We start from the raw sequence: 16,402 nt of genomic DNA on the forward strand, positions 1-16,402 counted from the left end.
GGCCTTGCATCCCGGCGGAACGCGATTCCGAGGTTGTCCTACCCGGAAAAATCGGAAACAAGAGGGCGCAAACGACCAAGGACCGTCTCAAGGGCTGAGATCAGATGAGCACCGAAGAACTTCCCCCGCGCGAATCCATGGAATTCGACGTCGTCATCGTCGGCGCCGGCCCGTCGGGTCTGTCGGCCGCGATCCGGCTCAAGCAGCTCAACGCCGAGCTCAACGTCGTCGTGGTGGAGAAGGGCTCCGAGGTTGGTGCGCACATCCTCTCGGGCGCCGTGATCGATCCCGCGGGCCTCGACAAGCTGATCCCGGACTGGCGCGAGGATGCCGACTGCCCGCTGAAGACGCAGGTCAAGGACGACCGCTTCTACTGGATGACCGGCGGCGGCGCGATCAAGCTGCCGAATTTCATGATGCCGCCGCTGATGAACAATCATCACTGCTACATCGGCTCGCTCGGCAATGTCTGCCGCTGGCTGGCGCGCAAGGCCGAGGCGCTTGGCGTCGAGATCTATCCGGGCTTTGCGGCGGCCGAGGTGCTCTATGACGAGGAGGGCAAGGTCAAGGGCATCGCCACCGGCGACATGGGCATCGGCCGCGACGGCAAGCCGAAGGATTCCTTCACCCGCGGCATGGAATTGCTCGGCAAGTACACGCTGTTCGCCGAAGGCGCCCGCGGCAGCCTGACCAAGCAGCTCATCAACAAGTTCGCGCTCGACGCCAAGAGCGAGCCGCCGAAGTTCGGCATCGGCCTCAAGGAGGTCTGGCAGATCGATCCCGCCAAGCACCAGAAGGGCTTGATCCAGCATTCATTCGGCTGGCCGCTTGACCTCAAGACCGGTGGCGGCTCGTTCCTTTATCACTACGACGACAATCTCGTCGCCGTCGGCTTCGTCGTGCATCTGAACTACGACGATCCCTATCTGTCCCCATTCGACGAATTCCAGCGCTTTAAGACCCATCCCTCGATCCGCGGCACCTTCGAAGGCGCCAAGCGGCTCGCCTACGGCGCGCGCGCGATCACCGAGGGTGGCTATCAGTCGGTGCCGAAGCTGAGCTTCCCCGGCGGCGCGCTGATCGGCTGCGCGGCCGGCTTCGTCAACGTGCCGCGCATCAAGGGCGTGCACAATGCGATGGGCACCGGCATGCTGGCTGCCGAACATGTTGCGGCCGCGCTCGCCGCCGACCGCGCCAATGACGAGCTCGTCGAATACGAGAACGCCTGGCGTTCCTCATCGGTCGGCAAGGACCTGTTCCTGGTCCGCAACGTCAAGCCATTGTGGTCGAAGTTCGGCACCGTGCTCGGCGTCGCGCTGGGCGGCTTCGACATGTGGTGCAATACGCTGTTCGGCGCCTCACTGTTTGGCACGCAGTCGCACGTCAAGCCCGACCGCGCCACGCTCGATTCGGCCAAGAGCCACGCGCCCAGGAACTACCCGAAGCCCGACGGCAAGATCACGTTCGACAAGCTGTCCTCGGTGTTTTTGTCCAACACCAATCACGAGGAGGACCAGCCGATCCATCTGAAGGTCACGGACATGAACCTCCAGAAGACGTCCGAGCACGACGTCTATGCCGGCCCCTCGAACCGCTATTGCCCGGCTGGCGTCTATGAATGGATCGAGGAGGGCTCCGGCCCGCGCTTCCAGATCAACGCCCAGAACTGCGTCCACTGCAAGACCTGCGACGTGAAGGATCCCAACGGCAACATCACCTGGGTTCCCCCGGAGGGCGGCGGCGGCCCGAACTACGAGGCGATGTGAGGACATCGCAGGTGACCAGGCGCACGTTCCCGTGAGGACGGGGCTGCGGCGACCCGCCGCGGCCACGATAAGGCCATAGTGGCGGCGTCTTGGGGCGCTGGCGCGGTTTCAATGGGCCGGTTTGGGCGTGCGGAGGGGATCTTCCCGGGTCCGAATCCTTGCGGCGAAGCGCCAAAAGCGGCATTGTCGGCCTGACGGTTCCGGGCCCGGATGTCACCGGCCGCGTTCGCTTGCGATACGGTCTTCTGCTGCAAACCCAGGCACCACCCAACTCAAGGCGAGCCCTGATGTTTTCAAATCGTTTCAACCGCTGGACTGCTGCCGCCATCGCCCTCATGGGCACCGCGATCGCGACGGTCCCCGGCGCGGTCCTGGCGCAGACGCCGGATCATCCGGAAAACACGGCGGCGCAATTTCCGACGCGAAACGATCTGAAGTCGCTCACCGGCGCCGGCAGCTATCTCGCCGCCCGCCATGCTAGCGTTGAGCGCGACGCGACCTCGGCCGCCGCATTCTACCGTTCGGCGCTCCGCACCGATCCCAAGAACAACGAGCTGCTCGACCGTGCCTTCATCTCGTCGGTCGCCGACGGCGACATCGAGGAGGCGGTCAAGCTCGCCGAGCGCATCCTCACCATCGACAAGACCAACCGCGTCGCCCGTCTCGTCGTCGGCGTGCACGATCTCAAGCTGAAGAAGTACGTCGCGGCGCAGACCAACATCAACCAGTCGATCCGTGGTCCGATCACCGATCTCGTCGCCACGCTGCTGTCGGGCTGGGCCGCCTATGGTGCGGGCGATGCCAAAGGTGGTGTCGCCACCATCGACAAGCTGACAGGTCCGGAATGGTATCCGCTGTTCAAGGATCTCCACACCGGCATGATCCTGGAGCTCTCCGGCAAGGAGAAGGACGCCGGCACGCGCTTCGAGCGCGCCTACAAGCTCGACGATTCCATGCTGCGCGTGACCGAGGCCTATGCGCGCTGGCTGTCGCGCAACAAGGATTCCGCCGCGGCGACCAATATCTACCAGGCCTTTGACAAGAAGCTGGCACGCCATCCGCTGATCCAGGAAGGCCTGCGCGAGACCAAGGCCGGCAAGAAGATGCCGCCGCTGGTCGATTCCGCGCAGGCCGGCGCCGCCGAAGCGCTCTACGGCATCGGCGCGACGCTGACCCGCCGCGGTGGCGAGGATCTGGCGCTGGTCTATCTCCAGCTCTCGCTCTACCTGCAGCCGACGCATCCGCTGGCACTGCTGTCGCTCGCCGATCTCTACGAATCGGTCAAGCGGCCGAAGATGGCGATCAAGGTCTACGAGCGCGTGCCCGCCAACTCGCCGCTCAAGCGCAACGCGCAGATTCAGCTCGCCATCGATCTCGATTCCGCCGACCGCACCGACGAGGCGATCAAGATCCTCAAGGGCGTCACCTCGGAGGATCCCAAGGACCTCGAAGCCATCATGGCGCTCGGCAACATCGAGCGCGGCCGCAAGCGGTTCGGCGATTGCGGCGCGACCTATTCACGAGGCATCGAGGTGCTGCCGCCCGGCAACGACAAGGCCAACAGCGTCTGGTACTATTATCGCGGCATCTGCCAGGAGCGCTCCAAGCAATGGGCCAACGCCGAGGCCGACATGAAGAAGGCGCTGGAGCTGCAGCCCGACCAGCCGCACGTCCTCAACTATCTCGGCTATTCCTGGATCGACCAGGGCGTGAATCTCGACGAAGGCATGAAGATGATCAAGCGGGCCGTCGAGCAGCGTCCCGACGACGGCTACATCGTCGATTCCCTCGGCTGGGCCTATTACCGCATCGGCAATTTCGAGGAGGCAGTGAAGAACCTCGAACGCGCGATCGATCTCAAGCCCGAGGATCCGACCATCAACGACCACCTCGGCGACGCCTATTGGCGCGTCGGCCGCACGCTGGAGGCAAAATTCCAGTGGTCGCATGCGCGCGATCTCAAGCCCGAGCCGGAAGAGCTGCCGAAGATCGAGGCCAAGATCGCCAACGGCCTTCCCGACGACAATTCGAACTCTTCTGCGGCGCAGGCCGAAAAGAAGAAGGACGACGGCAGGGGCGGCTAAGCTAGGCGCATGATCCGGAAAAGTGTGGAGCGGTTTTCCGATCAGATCATGCGCAAACAAGTGAGTCTTGGGGGCTGATCGCCAATGTCGGCGTTGATTGAAGAGGGACGGGCGAAGGTCAATTTGAGCCTTCGCGTCGTCGGCCGTCGTGCCGATGGTTATCATGATCTCGAAAGCGTGGTCGCGTTTGCCGACTGCGCCGACCGGCTCACCTTGGAGCCGGGCGGGGAGCTGAAGCTCACCACGACTGGGCCGCTGGCTGCCGCCTGCGGCGACACAGCCGACAATCTCGTGCTCAAGGCCGCCAAGCTCCTTGCCGAGGCGATCCCTGGCCTGCAGCTGGGCGCCTTCGCGCTCGACAAGGTGCTCCCCGTTGCAGCCGGCATCGGCGGCGGCTCGGCGGATGCCGCGGCCGCGCTGCGGCTCCTGGCGCGTCTCAACGATCTGTCGCTCGATGATCCCCGCATTCAGAAGGTCGCGCTCGCAACCGGCGCCGACGTGCCGGTGTGCCTCCTCTCGCGCGCCTGCGACATGACCGGCGTCGGCGAGCAGCTGCTGCCGCTCGCGCTGCCGAGCATGCCTTGCGTCATGGTCAATCCGCGTGTGCCTGTCGCCACCAAGGACGTGTTCCAGGCGCTGGGCCTGCGCAACGGCGAGCTCCTGGTCGGCGTCACCGACGTCATCCGCGCACCGGCCTGGCCCGGCGAAGGCGGCTCGATTTCCGATTGGGTCGAGGTTCTCGACACGGTCGCCAACGATCTCGAAGCACCCGCGCTGCGGATCGAGCCTGTGATCGGCGAGGTGCTGGACGCCTTGCGCGATTCCGCCGGCGTCAAGCTCGCCCGCATGTCCGGCTCGGGCGCGACGTGCTTTGCGATCTACGGCGCATCTGAGGAGGCACATGCCGCGGCCGAAACGATCCGGCGCGATCACCCCGCCTGGTGGGTGCATGCGGGCACGTTGAGCTAGCCTTCGTCCTCATTGAGCTCGAGAAACCGCCGGATCTCACCCAACACCTCCTGCGGCTTGTCGTGCTGCAGCCAGTGTCCCGCCCCGGCAATAGTCTTAACGCGCGCGTTCTGGAAGTATCGCTCCAGGCCGGCGGAGCGAGCGCCCGCTAGAAAGCTTTCGCCGGCATTGAGCAGCAGCGTCGGGCACGTGATCCGCGACCACAGCTCGATGTGATCGTCGGGCCAGAGCCGATGTGGCGCGGAGGCGCGCTGATAGGGATCGAATTTCCAGCTGTAGCTGCCGTCCTCGTTCTGCCGCGCGCCATGCCTGGCGAGATGCAGCGCGAGATCCCGTGACAGGCGCTTGTTGTGAAGCACCATCTGCGCGGCCGCGTCCTCGAGGCTCGGATAGCGGCGCGGGGTGCGGTCGTGGAGCTTGTCGAGCTGGCCGACCCATCTGCCGATGCGCTCATGCGCCGGCGGCTTCGGTATGTCCGGCAACATGGTCACGCCGTCGAGGACGACGAGCCTCGTGACCTGTTCGGGGAATGCGCCCGAAAAGATCAGGCTCACCATGCCACCCATCGAATGGCCGATCAGGGTGACCTGAGACGTGGCTAAGGTGCGAACCAGCTGCGCGAGATCGTACACGTATTCTGTCAGCGCGTAGCTGCCGCCTCTCGTCCAGTCAGAATCGCCGTGACCACGCAGGTCGGGCGCGACGACGTGAAAATGCGGTTGCAGCGAGCGCGCGATGTGATCCCAGCTGCGGCAATGATCGCGGCCGCCGTGCACCAGGATGGCGACCGGTGCACCCTCGTTGCCCCAGTCGGCGTAGTGCAGCCGCAGGCCGTGCGATTCATAGAAGCGGCTTTGCGGGGCGCTAGCCATTTGCCGGCCGCCGCGCCAGGGCGAGCGAGAGGCCGAGGCCCGCGATGAAGACGCCGGAACCTTGTGTGAGGCGACGCATCAGAAGCGGCCGTCCGGTCAGCTGCGCGCGCGTCGCGGAGGCCATCAGCACCACCACGACATCGGCGAGCGTGTTCAGGGCCACGGAGATCGCACCCAGCAGAATGAATTGCAGCGTCGGGTTCGAGTCCGACGGATCGAGAAACTGTGGAATGAAGGCGAGGAAGAAGGCCGCGGTCTTCGGATTGAGCGCTTCGACCAGCACGCCGTCGCGAAACGCGCGCTTGTCGCCGATCGGCTCCCTCCCGAGCGACAGGTTGTTGCCGGCGCTGCGAAACGTCTTGATGCCGAGCCAGACCAGATAGAGCGCGCCGACGAACTTCACGGCGGCAAACAGCTCCGCGCTGGCCAGGATGATGGCGGAGATGCCGAGGCTGCCCGCGACCACATGAACCAATCCGCCCAGCGCCGTGCCCGCGGTCGAGGCGAAGCCGCTGCCACGCCCCTCCGACAAGGTTCGCGCCGCGACGTAAAAAATGCCAGGGCCGGGAACGGCGGCAATGAGGAGAGCTGCGGCCAGGAACAGCCAGAAATTCGTTTCGATCATGCCGTTTTCGTAGCGGAGCGGGCGGCGATTGCAAGACCTCTTGCTTAGCCCAGCCGGCGCAAGATCACGCTGGCATTGACCCCGCCGAAGCCGAACCCGTTGGAGATGGCATGCTGCATCGGCATCGGCCGCGCGCTACCTGCGACAATATCGATGCCTTCGGCGCCCGCATCGGGGTTTTCGAGATTGAGCGTGGGCGGCGCGATCTGGTCGCGCAACGCGAGCACGGTGAAGATCGCTTCCAGCCCGCCGGCGGCGCCGAGCAGGTGACCCGTGGCCGATTTGGTCGCGCTCACGGCAATGCCGCGGTTGCGGCCGAACAGCGCGCCGATGGCGCCGAGCTCGCTTTCGTCGCCGGCCGGTGTCGAGGTCGCGTGCGCGTTCAGGTGCTGCACATCCGCGGGCGCAAGCTTGGCTTGCCGAAGCGCGATCTCCATGGCGCGGCGGGCACCATCGCCATCGGGCGGCCCTGAGGTCATGTGATAGGCGTCCGCGGTCGTGCCGTAGCCGACGATCTCGGCGATCGGCGTCGCGCCGCGCGCCTGCGCATGCTCCAGCGCCTCGATCACCAGGATGCCGGCGCCTTCGCCCATCACGAAACCGTCGCGATTGCGATCGAACGGACGCGAGGCGCGCGCAGGCTCGTCGTTGAAGCCGCTCGACAGCGCGCGAGCGGCCGCAAAGCCGCCGAGACTGACGATATCGATGCAGGCCTCCGCGCCGCCGCAGATCGCAACGTCAGCTTCGCCTGATCGGATCATGCGCGCGGCATCGCCGATCGCCTGCACGCCGGCGGCGCAGGCCGTGACGGGCGCGCCCAGCGCGCCCTTGTAGCCGTACTTGATCGAGACGTGGCCGGCGGCAAGATTGGCGAGGAACGAGGGGATCGTGAACGGCGACAGCCGGCGCGCGCCGCGTCGCGCGGTGATGCGCACCGCCTCCGCCATGGCGGGAAAGCCGCCGACGCCGGAGGCGATGATCGTCGCGGTGCGCTCGAGCGCGCCAGCATCCTGCGGCGTCCATTTCGCCTGCGCGACGGCTTCTGCCGTCGCGAGCAGCGCGAACAAGATGAAGCGGTCCATCTTGCGCTGATCCTTGGGCGCGGCAGCCTGCGCCGGATCAAAACCGCCTTCGGCATCATCGGTCTTATCGGGCACGAGGCCTGCAATGCGCGCCGGCAGCGCCTCTGCCCATTCCGGCAACAGGCGCAGCCCGCTTTGCCCGGCGAGCAGCCGCCGCCACGTCAATTCGACGCCGCAGCCAAGCGGCGACACCGCGCCCATTCCCGTCACGACGATACGACGCATGTCAGTCTCCAGCCGGCGCGACGGCCGGGTTCATGGCCTTGAGCGAAGCAAGCCGTGCGCGCATGCCGCGGCTGGCGCGGGGACCTGCGACGACGACCGCATTGGCGAGCGTGATCGGGCGCTTGTCGGCGGCATCGACCACAATCGGCTCGAGCGGGCGGACGTCGCTCCGGTTCGCCAGCAGGATGGATTCGCCTTTCGGCGCCAGATGCTTGTTGCCCCAGGCGAGCAGCGTAGCGATCACGGGGAAGAAATCCAGCGCCTTGTCCGTCAGCACATATTCGTAGCGCGGCGGGCGCTCCTGATAGCGGCGACGCACGAACATGCCGCTTTCGGTCAGATGCGCCAGCCGCCGCGACAGGATGTTCGGCGCAATGCCGAGGCTTTGCGAGAACTCGTCGAACCTCGTCGCACCCTGAAACGCATCGCGCAGAATTAGGATGCTCCACCATTCGCCGACCGTCTCCACCGCGCGGCCGACCGGGCATTCCAGGATGGAAGGGGATTTGGGCTGCATCGCGGGCAAGGTAGGTCAGTCACTTTCAAAATGCAAGTGACCGCGCGGGGAGCCATGTGGAGCGAGTGAGGCTGGATTATGCTGGTGAGATGAAGCACGCTCTCGTGCCCCGGACGCAGCGCAGCGCCCCCTAGCGGTGCGCTGCAGAGCCGGGACCCATATTGATCATGATTGCGGATGTCGCATGGGTCCCGGCTCTGCGCAGCAGCGTTTCACGCTGCAGCGCGTCCGGGACACGAGAGCGAGCGGTGCCGTCGCGGCGTACTCCGTCATTGCGAACGCAGCGAAGTAATCCAGACTGTTTCCGCGGCGGGATTCTGGATTGCTTCGCTACGCTCGCAATGACGGGTGCAGGGAGCGCGCAAAGCGTGAGCGTCAGTCGCCTAATGCGACCTTGCCAAGCAGAACGCCACGACCTGCTCCAGCGCGCTCTTCATCGGCGAGGGCGGGAACAGCGCCAGCGCATCCACGGCCATGGCGCCGTAGTGCTGGGCGCGGATCAGCGTGTCCTCGAGCGCGCGGTGCTTGTTCATCAGGCCGATGGCGTGATCGAGATCGGAATCGCCGATCTCGCCGCGCTCGAGCGCCCGGATCCAGAAGGCGCGCTCGGTGTCGTTGCCGCGGCGGAAGGCGAGCACGACGGGCAGCGTGATCTTGCCTTCGCGGAAATCGTCGCCGGTGTTCTTGCCGAGCTTGGCGCTCTTGCCGCCATAGTCGAGCACGTCGTCGACGAGCTGGAAGGCGATGCCGAGATTCATGCCGACCGAGCGGCAGGCAGTCTGCTCCGCCTTCGGGCGGTTCGCGATCACGGGGCCGACCTCGCAGGCGGCGGCGAACAATTCGGCGGTCTTGCCGCGGATCACGGCGAGATATTCGTCCTCGGTGGTCGCGGTGTTCTTGGCGGCGGCGAGCTGCATCACCTCGCCCTCGGCGATGGTGGCGGCCGCCGCGGAGAGGATGTCGAGCGCGCGCAGCGAGCCGACCTCGACCATCATGCGGAAGGCCTGCCCGAGCAGGAAGTCGCCGACCAGCACGCTTGCCTCGTTGCCCCAGAGCATGCGCGCCGACAGCTTGCCGCGGCGCATCTCGCTCTCGTCGACCACGTCGTCGTGCAGCAGGGTGGCGGTGTGCATGAACTCGACGCTGGCAGCTAACTTGATGTGGCCGTCACCGGTGTAGCCGGCGAGATTGGCCATGGCGAGCGTCAGCATCGGGCGCAGGCGCTTGCCGCCCGAGGAGATCAAGTGGTTGGCCACTTCAGGGATCATGGTCACGTCGGAGCCGGTCCGCGACAGGATCGTGGCATTGACGCGCTCCATGTCGGGAGCGACAAGGGCAACCAGCTCTTCGATCGACGCGCCGGGGGTTTCGAAAGGTACGATGACGGCCACGCCGGTCTCCAATATTTGCCCCGGAAGGGCTATTCTGATGGAAATACAATAGAAACTGGCGACGGATGCGGCAAGGGCCGCGGAACCATTGACATTTGCCGCGTTAGCCACTTTCAGGCAGGAGACCTCCGTTTTGCGTGAACTGGTTCGGACCAACGATATGGTGCTGGTGTCGGCGATTGGCGCGCTGCTCGACGGCGCCAACATCCATCATCTGGTGCTGGACCAGAACATGAGCATCATCGAGGGGTCTCTCGGCATTCTGCCGCGGCGGATCCTGGTTCATGAGGACGACGCCGAGGAAGCCAGGGCGCTCCTCACCGAGGCAGGCCTCAGCCACGAACTGCGCGGCGATGATTGAGGCCGCGGATATTACCGAGGACGCGTTTCTCGGTGGGCAGTTGCGCTTGATGCAGAAGCGGTCAGGCCACCGCGCCGGGCACGACGCCATCCTGCTGGCAGCAGCGACCGACGCTAAGGCGGGTGACCGCGTGGTCGAGCTTGGCGCCGGCGTCGGCACGGCGGGCCTTGCGCTGGCGCGGCGCGTCGCGGGGATCAGGCTCAGCCTGGTCGAGATCGATCCGGAACTGGCGCAGCTCGCGCGGGCCAACGCCGCCGCGAACGCGATTCCTGCCGAGGTCATCGTGCTCGACGTCACCGCCGACGCGCAGGCGTTTGCAGCGAACGGACTTCTGCCCGACGGTTCCGACGCCGTATTGATGAACCCGCCCTTCAACGACCCCGCACGCCATCGCGGCTCGCCGGATCAGGCGCGCCACACCGCGCATGTGGCGAGGGAGGAGACGCTGCATGCGTGGGTGCATGCAGCCCGGCGCATTCTCCGATCGAGCGGCGTGCTGACCCTGATCTGGCGCGCGGACGGAATTGGCGACGTCGTGGCAGCGCTGTCACGCGGCTTCGGCAGCCTCGCGATCCTGCCGGTTCATGGCGAAGCGGGAAAGCCTGCCATCCGGGTGCTGGTGCGCGCAGTCAAAGGCGGCCGGGCACCGACGCAATTGCTGCCGGGCCTCATGCTCAACGAGGAGTCAAACGTGCCGAAGAAAGAGGTGAAGGATATTCTGGAGGGGAGGGCGGCGTTGCCGCTGGCGAGGCCGTGACGGCTTATTGCGGAAGCGATTCCGTCTGTTGCTCTTGCGGCGACGTAAAGTGAAGCGCCGTGAAAAGCGCACCGATCAACAGCAACAGCAGATAGATCTTCATGGCGTTTCCTTCCGCTGCCTATTGCAGCTTCCCAACGCGGATTCTGCAAAACACGTTCCTGGCACTTTCAATGACACTCGCGTGATAAGAAATGGTTAATCAGAGGTAAGGCCATGGCCGAACAATTGAACGATCGTGGGAGTTCCGGCCTGGCCGACAAGCTCATGCAATATCTGCCGGCGCGCTTTCGTCCCGGCACGGCGGTCGTGCCGGTGGTGCGGCTGTCCGGTGTGATCGGTGCGGTGACGCCGCTGCGTCCGGGCCTGACGCTTGCCAGCGTCGCGCGGGTGCTCGAGCGCGCGTTTTCCTATCGGCACGCCAAGGCCGTGGCGCTGGTGATCAACTCGCCCGGCGGTTCGCCGGTGCAGTCGCGCCAGATCTACTTGCGCATCAAGCAGCTCGCCTCGGAGAAGAAGCTGCCGGTGCTCGTGTTCGTCGAGGACGTTGCGGCCTCCGGTGGTTACATGATCGCCTGCGCGGGCAACGAGATCATCTGCGATCCCTCCTCGATCCTCGGCTCGATCGGCGTGGTCGGCGGCAGTTTCGGTTTTCAGGAGGCGATCAGGCGGCTCGGCATCGAGCGGCGCCTCTACACCTCGGGCGAGCACAAGGCGATGCTCGACCCGTTTCTTCCGGAAAACCCTGACGACGTCATGAGGCTGAAGGCGATCCAGCGCGAGATCCACCAGATCTTCATCGCGCTGGTCAAGGAAAGCCGCGGCGCCCGGCTGAAGGGAGCGGACGACACGCTGTTCACGGGCGAATACTGGGCGGGGGACAGCGCGATCGCGCTGGGGCTCGCCGACAGCATCGGCGATCTCCGCTCAACTCTTCGTGCCCGTTATGGTGAGAAGGTTCTCACCCCCGTGATTGCGCAGCCGACCGGGCTGCTCTCCGGCCTTTTGGGCCGGAAATCGCCCGGCGCGGGGCAGCTTTCGGCCCTGGAATCAATGGCCGGGCTGCCGGACGAGCTGATCTCGGCGGTCGAGACGCGGGCGATTTGGGCGAAATTCGGGTTCTAGGTCTCGCGCTCCCGCGCCATTTCGCCCGGGCGGCGCCAATTGCGGCGCAGGTCCATCTGCGCAACAATGCGTGTGGGGGCTGAGCATGAGACGAGGATCGACCGATGCCGCCGTTCGTCGCTTTCGCGGGCGTCCTGGGCGGGCTTGCCGTGGTCCGCTGGGCCTACAAGACCGCCATCCGAATCAACCAGGAGCTTGAGGAGATGCGCCTGTCGCGCGTCGCCGAGGCCGCCCGTATGGGGGATATCCAGACGCTGAAGCGTGACCCCGTGACCGGAGCTTACCGGCCGGGGTAGGGCACACCTCCACGCGTTCGTCATTCCGGGGCTCGCGAAGCGAGAGCCCGGAATCCATCCGAACCACGGAGTGAGCGGCGCAATGGACTCCGGGCTCGCCCTGCGGGCGCCCCGGAATGACGCCCGAATCCAACCCCTTCGCCTTGATTCCCATCCCCGCCGTCGATACGGTCCCGCGCGATTCAAAACCCCCCGCGAGAGCCCGATCTGACGATGGACGCCTCATTGCCCGCCCATATGCGCCCGGAACGCTCGTTCCAGGGCTTCATCCTCGCGCTCCAGCGGTTCTGGGCCGAGCAGGGCTGCGTGATCCTGCAGCCCTACGACATGGAAATGGGCGCGGGCACCTTCCATCCGGCGACCACGCTCCGCGCGCTTGGGCCAAAGCCGTGGAACGCGGCCTATGTGCAGCCCTCGCGCCGGCCCAAGGATGGCCGTTACGGCGAGAACCCGAACCGGATGCAGCACTATTACCAGTTCCAGGTGATCATGAAGCCGTCGCCGCCGAACCTTCAGGAGCTGTACCTGAAGTCGCTCGCCGCGATCGGCATCGATTCCGCCGTGCACGACATCCGCTTCGTCGAGGACGATTGGGAGAGTCCGACGCTGGGCGCCTGGGGCCTCGGTTGGGAGTGCTGGTGCGACGGCATGGAGGTCAGCCAGTTCACTTACTTTCAGCAGGTCGCCGGCTTCGAATGCGCCCCGGTCGCGGGCGAGCTCACCTACGGGCTCGAGCGCCTCGCGATGTATGTGCAGGGCGTCGACCGCGTCTACGACCTCAATTTCAATGGACGCGACGGTGACCAGAAGGTCACCTATGGCGACGTGTTCCTGCAGGCCGAGCAGGAATATTCGCGGCACAATTTCGAATATGCCGACACCGCGATGCTGTTCGAGCAGTTCAAGATGGCGGAAGCTGCCTGCAAAAAATATCTCGACGCCGGCTGGCGCGACGGGGGCAACCGGAAACAGCATCTGATGGCGCTGCCTGCCTACGACCAGTGCATCAAGGCGAGCCACGTCTTCAACCTGCTCGATGCCCGCGGCGTGATCTCCGTGACCGAACGGCAGAGCTACATTCTGCGCGTGCGCGAGCTCGCAAAAGCTTGTGGCGAGGCCTGGATCCACACTGAAGCGGGCGGAGCGGCCTGATGCCCGATCTTTTGCTTGAACTGTTTTCCGAAGAAATTCCCGCGCGCATGCAGGCGAAGGCGGCGGACGATCTGCGCCGCATGGTCACCGACAAGCTGGTTGCCGAAGGCCTAGTCTATGAGGGCGCAAAGGCGTTCGCGACACCGCGCCGCCTTGCGCTCACCGTGCACGGCATCCCAGCGCGCCAGCCTGATCTGAAGACCGAGCGTCGCGGCCCGAAGGTCGGCGCGCCCGATGCGGCCGTGCAGGGCTTCCTCAAGGCAACCGGTTTGAAGTCGTTGGACGAAGCCAAAATCCAGCGCGACCCCAAGGGTGATTTCTACATCGGCTTGATCGAGAAGCCCGGCCGCGACGCGATCGACGTGCTCGCCGAGATCCTGCCTGTCATCATCCGCACCTTCCCCTGGCCGAAATCGATGCGCTGGGGCGCGCGTTCCGGCAAGCCGGGGTCGCTGAACTGGGTGCGTCCGCTGCACGCGATCACCGCGACCTTCGGACCCGAGACCGAAGAGCCCGATGTCGTGACGTTCGAGGTCGACGGCATCGAGAGCGGCCAGACCACTTACGGTCATCGCTTCCTTGCGCCGGCGCCGATCTCCGTGCGCCGCTTCGAGGACTACGAGGCTAAGCTTCTTGCAGCAAAAGTCGTGCTCGACCCCGAGCGCCGCAAGGACGCCATCCTCACCGACGCCAAGCAGCTGGCCTTCGCGCAAGGTTTTGAGCTGGTCGAGGACCAGAACCTGCTCGACGAGGTCGCCGGCCTCGTCGAATGGCCGGTCGTGCTGATGGGCTCGTTCGAGCCGGAATTCTTGAAGACTCCCGACGAAGTCATCCGCGCCACCATCCGCAACAACCAGAAGTGTTTCGTGGTGCGCGACCCCAAGACGGGCAAGCTCGCGAGCAAGTTCATCCTGGTCGCCAATATCGAGGCGACCGATGGTGGTGCGACCATCATCGCCGGCAACGAGCGCGTCATTCGCGCCCGGCTGTCGGATGCGAAGTTCTTCTACGAGACGGACCTGAAGATGAAGCTCGAGGGCCGGCTGCCGAAGTTCGATCAGATCGTGTTTCACGAGAAGCTCGGGACGCAGGCGGAACGCATCATGCGCATCGAGCGCCTGGCCGCCGAGATCGCGCCGCTGGTCGGCGCCGATGTCGCCAAGGCGACGCGCGCGGCGCATCTGGCAAAGGCAGATCTGCTGACGGAAGTCGTCGGCGAATTCCCGGAAGTGCAGGGCCTGATGGGCAAATACTATGCGCTGGCTCAGGGCGAAGACGCCTCCGTCGCCGCGGCCTGCGAGGAGCACTACAAGCCGCAAGGGCCTGCTGATCGCGTTCCGACCGATCCGGTCAGCGTCGTGGTGGCGCTCGCGGACAAGATCGATACCCTGGTTGGGTTCTGGGCGATCGACGAGAAGCCGACGGGCAGCAAGGACCCCTATGCGCTGCGTCGTGCGGCGCTGGGCGTGATCAGGCTGATCGCCGAGAACGCGCTGCGTCTGTCGCTCATAAAGGTGGCGGGATCAGCGCTCGCCGGCTTGTCGGTGAAGCCGGCCGATGCCTCGAAGCTTCCGAGCGATCTGCTCGCCTTCTTCGCCGATCGCCTCAAGGTCCAACTCCGCGAGCAGGGCGCGCGCCACGATCTCGTCGATGCCGTGTTCGCGCTCGGCGGCCAGGACGATCTCCTGATGATCGTCCGCCGCGTCGAGGCGCTCGGAAAATTCCTCGACTCTGACGACGGCAAGAACCTGCTCGCCGGCACCAAGCGCGCCAGCAACATCCTCAGCATCGAGGAGAAGAAGGACAAGCGCAGCTTCGACGGCGCGCCGGATGCTGCGCTCTACAGCCTCGCTGAGGAGAAGGCGCTGGCCAAGGCGATCGGTGAGGTGAAGGCGGAAGCCAGCGCTGCGGTGGCCAAGGAAGACTTCGCCGCCGCGATGAGCGCGATGGCAAAGCTGCGTCCGCCGGTCGATGCCTTCTTCGACAAGGTGCGCGTCAATGACGACGATCCCAAGGTGCGCGAGAACCGCCTGAAGCTCCTCAACGAGATCCGCAGCGCCACGCGCGCGGTGGCGGACTTCTCGAAGATCCAGGATTGAGGCGCGGTTTGCGGCAAACACCGCTGTCATTCCGGGGCGCGCGTGGCGCGAGCCCGGAATCCATAACCACGATCGTGAGTATGGATTCTCAGGTGCGCAATTGCGCACCATAGCCCACGCCTCCGGCGTGTCCCGGAATGACGGCTGCTGATGTGGCTTGCCCAAAGAAGCCCCGCCCGGCGGGGGGAGGACCGGGCGGGGCCTGATGTCCGATTTAACACTGCTCGCGCCAGCCTGATGTGACGCGCCGGACATCGAATGGAGCGGCTGCGTCTTTAGTCCAGCACCTCGACGATGCGGCGCGAGCGCGGCTCGACCAGCACGGTTTCGCCGTTCACGACGGTGTAGCGATAGGTCGTGGCGCCGAAACGTTGCGGCACGTCATAATAGGTGACGCCTGCCTCGGGTAAGGTGGTGCCGACCACCACGCGATCCGGAATGCGGAAGGGCGGCACACGTTGTTCAACGACATATTCGCGGAAGGCGGGCCGTTGTTCGACGGCAATCGTCGGCGCGCCGTCGACCATGGCGGGCGCGCGTCCAATCGTGACATCGCTTTGCGCCTGCGCCGCAAGGGGCGCGCCGGTTGCGGCCGCGAGCGCTGCGAGAGCAAAAATCCTGTTCCGCATGGACAACTCCTTCGACGTGATTCTGCGGGCGCGCGAGCGGCGCGACCGGTTGCCAATGCGTGCCTCAAGCCAATGTTCCGGGAAAAGGCATGCCGCATTCGCGGCAATTTCGGGCAGTTTTCGTGAGGCCGGAACTCGCAGCAGCCCTTGCGCATCTCTACTCCCGGAACCCATCCGGTTATGATCCGCGCGCGATTCGCCTCACCTCACAGAAAGATAGTTCATGCACATCACCGTCGCCCACATTTCGCCGATCCTGTCGTTGATTGCGGGCGTGCTCATCCTGATCATGCCGCGGCTTCTCAACCTCATCGTCGCGATCTTCCTCATCGTCAACGGCGCGATCGGGCTCGGGCTCCTGAAGTGGCTCCGCTTCTAGGCGTTCACTTTTCGGAACTGTCCGTCTTGCGCGGGCCCGCCCAAAGTGGTGTAAGGCCCGCGATTTCCCATTC

16 protein-coding genes are annotated in these 16,402 nt (G+C 65.3%); 10 read left to right on the top strand and 6 right to left on the bottom strand.

All coding sequences use genetic code 11. From position 1 onward, the window contains the following. The first annotated feature begins 104 nt into the window (after positions 1 to 104). The 3 genes from N2605_RS05815 to N2605_RS05825 all read left to right on the top strand — a co-directional run bounded on the left by N2605_RS05815 (position 105) and on the right by N2605_RS05825 (position 4,819). Positions 105 to 1,766 (top strand): electron transfer flavoprotein-ubiquinone oxidoreductase, encoded by a 1,662-nt coding sequence (locus N2605_RS05815; RefSeq protein WP_109144973.1) that lies wholly within the window; start codon positions 105 to 107, stop codon positions 1,764 to 1,766. Positions 1,767 to 2,053: 287 nt separating this feature from the next. Beyond that, on the top strand, positions 2,054 to 3,850 hold the full coding sequence (locus N2605_RS05820; RefSeq protein WP_260346052.1) for a tetratricopeptide repeat protein: 1,797 nt from the start codon (positions 2,054 to 2,056) through the stop codon (positions 3,848 to 3,850). Between the two features lie 84 nt (positions 3,851 to 3,934). Then, positions 3,935 to 4,819 carry a 4-(cytidine 5'-diphospho)-2-C-methyl-D-erythritol kinase gene (locus tag N2605_RS05825; RefSeq protein WP_109144972.1) on the top strand — a complete coding sequence of 295 codons (885 nt, stop codon included), beginning with the start codon at positions 3,935 to 3,937 and terminating at the stop codon, positions 4,817 to 4,819. Here the strand turns inward: N2605_RS05825 and N2605_RS05830 are convergent. The 5 genes from N2605_RS05830 to N2605_RS05850 form a co-directional block, all read right to left on the bottom strand. Further along, positions 4,816 to 5,691, bottom strand: coding sequence for an alpha/beta fold hydrolase (locus N2605_RS05830; protein WP_260346054.1), 876 nt, complete (start codon positions 5,689 to 5,691; stop codon positions 4,816 to 4,818). The two genes, N2605_RS05825 and N2605_RS05830, sit on opposite strands and share 4 nt — an antisense overlap. After that, positions 5,684 to 6,316, bottom strand: coding sequence for a LysE family translocator (locus N2605_RS05835; RefSeq protein WP_260346056.1), 633 nt, complete (start codon positions 6,314 to 6,316; stop codon positions 5,684 to 5,686). The genes N2605_RS05830 and N2605_RS05835 overlap by 8 nt, the downstream gene beginning before the upstream one ends. Positions 6,317 to 6,360: 44 nt before the next feature. Continuing rightward, a complete protein-coding gene (fabF, locus tag N2605_RS05840) occupies positions 6,361 to 7,623 on the bottom strand; it encodes a beta-ketoacyl-ACP synthase II (RefSeq protein ID WP_260346057.1) in 1,263 nt (420 codons plus the stop codon). A gap of 1 nt (position 7,624) precedes the next feature. Continuing rightward, positions 7,625 to 8,140, bottom strand: a complete 516-nt coding sequence (locus N2605_RS05845; RefSeq protein WP_260346058.1) for a winged helix-turn-helix transcriptional regulator — start codon at positions 8,138 to 8,140, stop codon at positions 7,625 to 7,627. A 383-nt stretch (positions 8,141 to 8,523) separates the two neighbouring features. Next, complete coding sequence (locus tag N2605_RS05850; RefSeq protein ID WP_036006386.1) at positions 8,524 to 9,531, bottom strand: polyprenyl synthetase family protein; 1,008 nt, start codon at positions 9,529 to 9,531, stop codon at positions 8,524 to 8,526. A gap of 133 nt (positions 9,532 to 9,664) precedes the next feature. Between N2605_RS05850 and N2605_RS05855 the strand changes: the two genes are divergently transcribed. The 6 genes from N2605_RS05855 (at position 9,665) to glyS (ending at position 15,321) form a co-directional block, all read left to right on the top strand. Continuing rightward, positions 9,665 to 9,892 (top strand): putative signal transducing protein, encoded by a 228-nt coding sequence (locus tag N2605_RS05855; protein WP_008562067.1) that lies wholly within the window; start codon positions 9,665 to 9,667, stop codon positions 9,890 to 9,892. Continuing rightward, on the top strand, positions 9,885 to 10,649 hold the full coding sequence (locus tag N2605_RS05860; RefSeq protein WP_036006371.1) for a tRNA1(Val) (adenine(37)-N6)-methyltransferase: 765 nt from the start codon (positions 9,885 to 9,887) through the stop codon (positions 10,647 to 10,649). The genes N2605_RS05855 and N2605_RS05860 overlap by 8 nt, the downstream gene beginning before the upstream one ends. A gap of 216 nt (positions 10,650 to 10,865) precedes the next feature. Then, on the top strand, positions 10,866 to 11,774 hold the full coding sequence (locus N2605_RS05865) for a S49 family peptidase (protein WP_260346062.1): 909 nt from the start codon (positions 10,866 to 10,868) through the stop codon (positions 11,772 to 11,774). 104 nt (positions 11,775 to 11,878) lie between these two features. Further along, the gene (locus N2605_RS05870; protein WP_057026308.1) at positions 11,879 to 12,070 is read left to right on the top strand and encodes a hypothetical protein; all 192 of its coding nucleotides are present in this window, start codon (positions 11,879 to 11,881) and stop codon (positions 12,068 to 12,070) included. Between the two features lie 213 nt (positions 12,071 to 12,283). After that, positions 12,284 to 13,222 carry a glycine--tRNA ligase subunit alpha gene (locus tag N2605_RS05875; RefSeq protein ID WP_036006377.1) on the top strand — a complete coding sequence of 313 codons (939 nt, stop codon included), beginning with the start codon at positions 12,284 to 12,286 and terminating at the stop codon, positions 13,220 to 13,222. After that, complete coding sequence (gene glyS, locus N2605_RS05880; RefSeq protein ID WP_225147833.1) at positions 13,222 to 15,321, top strand: glycine--tRNA ligase subunit beta; 2,100 nt, start codon at positions 13,222 to 13,224, stop codon at positions 15,319 to 15,321. Before N2605_RS05875 ends, glyS begins: the two co-directional genes overlap by 1 nt. A 275-nt stretch (positions 15,322 to 15,596) precedes the next feature. Here the strand turns inward: glyS and N2605_RS05885 are convergent, their stop codons facing one another. Beyond that, positions 15,597 to 15,950 (bottom strand): DUF1236 domain-containing protein, encoded by a 354-nt coding sequence (locus N2605_RS05885; protein WP_036006381.1) that lies wholly within the window; start codon positions 15,948 to 15,950, stop codon positions 15,597 to 15,599. 223 nt (positions 15,951 to 16,173) lie between these two features. Here N2605_RS05885 and N2605_RS05890 point away from each other — a divergent pair, with 223 nt between their 5' ends. Beyond that, positions 16,174 to 16,329 carry a DUF3096 domain-containing protein gene (locus tag N2605_RS05890; RefSeq protein ID WP_008562090.1) on the top strand — a complete coding sequence of 52 codons (156 nt, stop codon included), beginning with the start codon at positions 16,174 to 16,176 and terminating at the stop codon, positions 16,327 to 16,329. Positions 16,330 to 16,402 lie beyond the last annotated feature (73 nt).

Source organism: Bradyrhizobium yuanmingense (assembly GCF_025200905.1).
Taxonomy (GTDB): domain Bacteria; phylum Pseudomonadota; class Alphaproteobacteria; order Rhizobiales; family Xanthobacteraceae; genus Bradyrhizobium; species Bradyrhizobium yuanmingense.

What these genes read in the sequence shown, in the direction of transcription:
- glyS (WP_225147833.1), top strand. Translation starts at nt 13,222, where the DNA reads ATGCCCGATCTTTTGCTTGAACTGTTTTCCGAAGAAATTCCCGCGCGC.
- N2605_RS05815 (WP_109144973.1), top strand. Translation starts at nt 105, where the DNA reads ATGAGCACCGAAGAACTTCCCCCGCGCGAATCCATGGAATTCGACGTC.
- N2605_RS05890 (WP_008562090.1), top strand. Translation starts at nt 16,174, where the DNA reads ATGCACATCACCGTCGCCCACATTTCGCCGATCCTGTCGTTGATTGCG.
- N2605_RS05870 (WP_057026308.1), top strand. Translation starts at nt 11,879, where the DNA reads ATGCCGCCGTTCGTCGCTTTCGCGGGCGTCCTGGGCGGGCTTGCCGTG.
- N2605_RS05845 (WP_260346058.1), bottom strand. Translation starts at nt 8,140, where the DNA reads ATGCAGCCCAAATCCCCTTCCATCCTGGAATGCCCGGTCGGCCGCGCG.
- N2605_RS05820 (WP_260346052.1), top strand. Translation starts at nt 2,054, where the DNA reads ATGTTTTCAAATCGTTTCAACCGCTGGACTGCTGCCGCCATCGCCCTC.
- N2605_RS05860 (WP_036006371.1), top strand. Translation starts at nt 9,885, where the DNA reads ATGATTGAGGCCGCGGATATTACCGAGGACGCGTTTCTCGGTGGGCAG.
- N2605_RS05875 (WP_036006377.1), top strand. Translation starts at nt 12,284, where the DNA reads ATGGACGCCTCATTGCCCGCCCATATGCGCCCGGAACGCTCGTTCCAG.
- N2605_RS05885 (WP_036006381.1), bottom strand. Translation starts at nt 15,950, where the DNA reads ATGCGGAACAGGATTTTTGCTCTCGCAGCGCTCGCGGCCGCAACCGGC.
- N2605_RS05830 (WP_260346054.1), bottom strand. Translation starts at nt 5,691, where the DNA reads ATGGCTAGCGCCCCGCAAAGCCGCTTCTATGAATCGCACGGCCTGCGG.
- fabF (WP_260346057.1), bottom strand. Translation starts at nt 7,623, where the DNA reads ATGCGTCGTATCGTCGTGACGGGAATGGGCGCGGTGTCGCCGCTTGGC.
- N2605_RS05835 (WP_260346056.1), bottom strand. Translation starts at nt 6,316, where the DNA reads ATGATCGAAACGAATTTCTGGCTGTTCCTGGCCGCAGCTCTCCTCATT.
- N2605_RS05865 (WP_260346062.1), top strand. Translation starts at nt 10,866, where the DNA reads ATGGCCGAACAATTGAACGATCGTGGGAGTTCCGGCCTGGCCGACAAG.
- N2605_RS05825 (WP_109144972.1), top strand. Translation starts at nt 3,935, where the DNA reads ATGTCGGCGTTGATTGAAGAGGGACGGGCGAAGGTCAATTTGAGCCTT.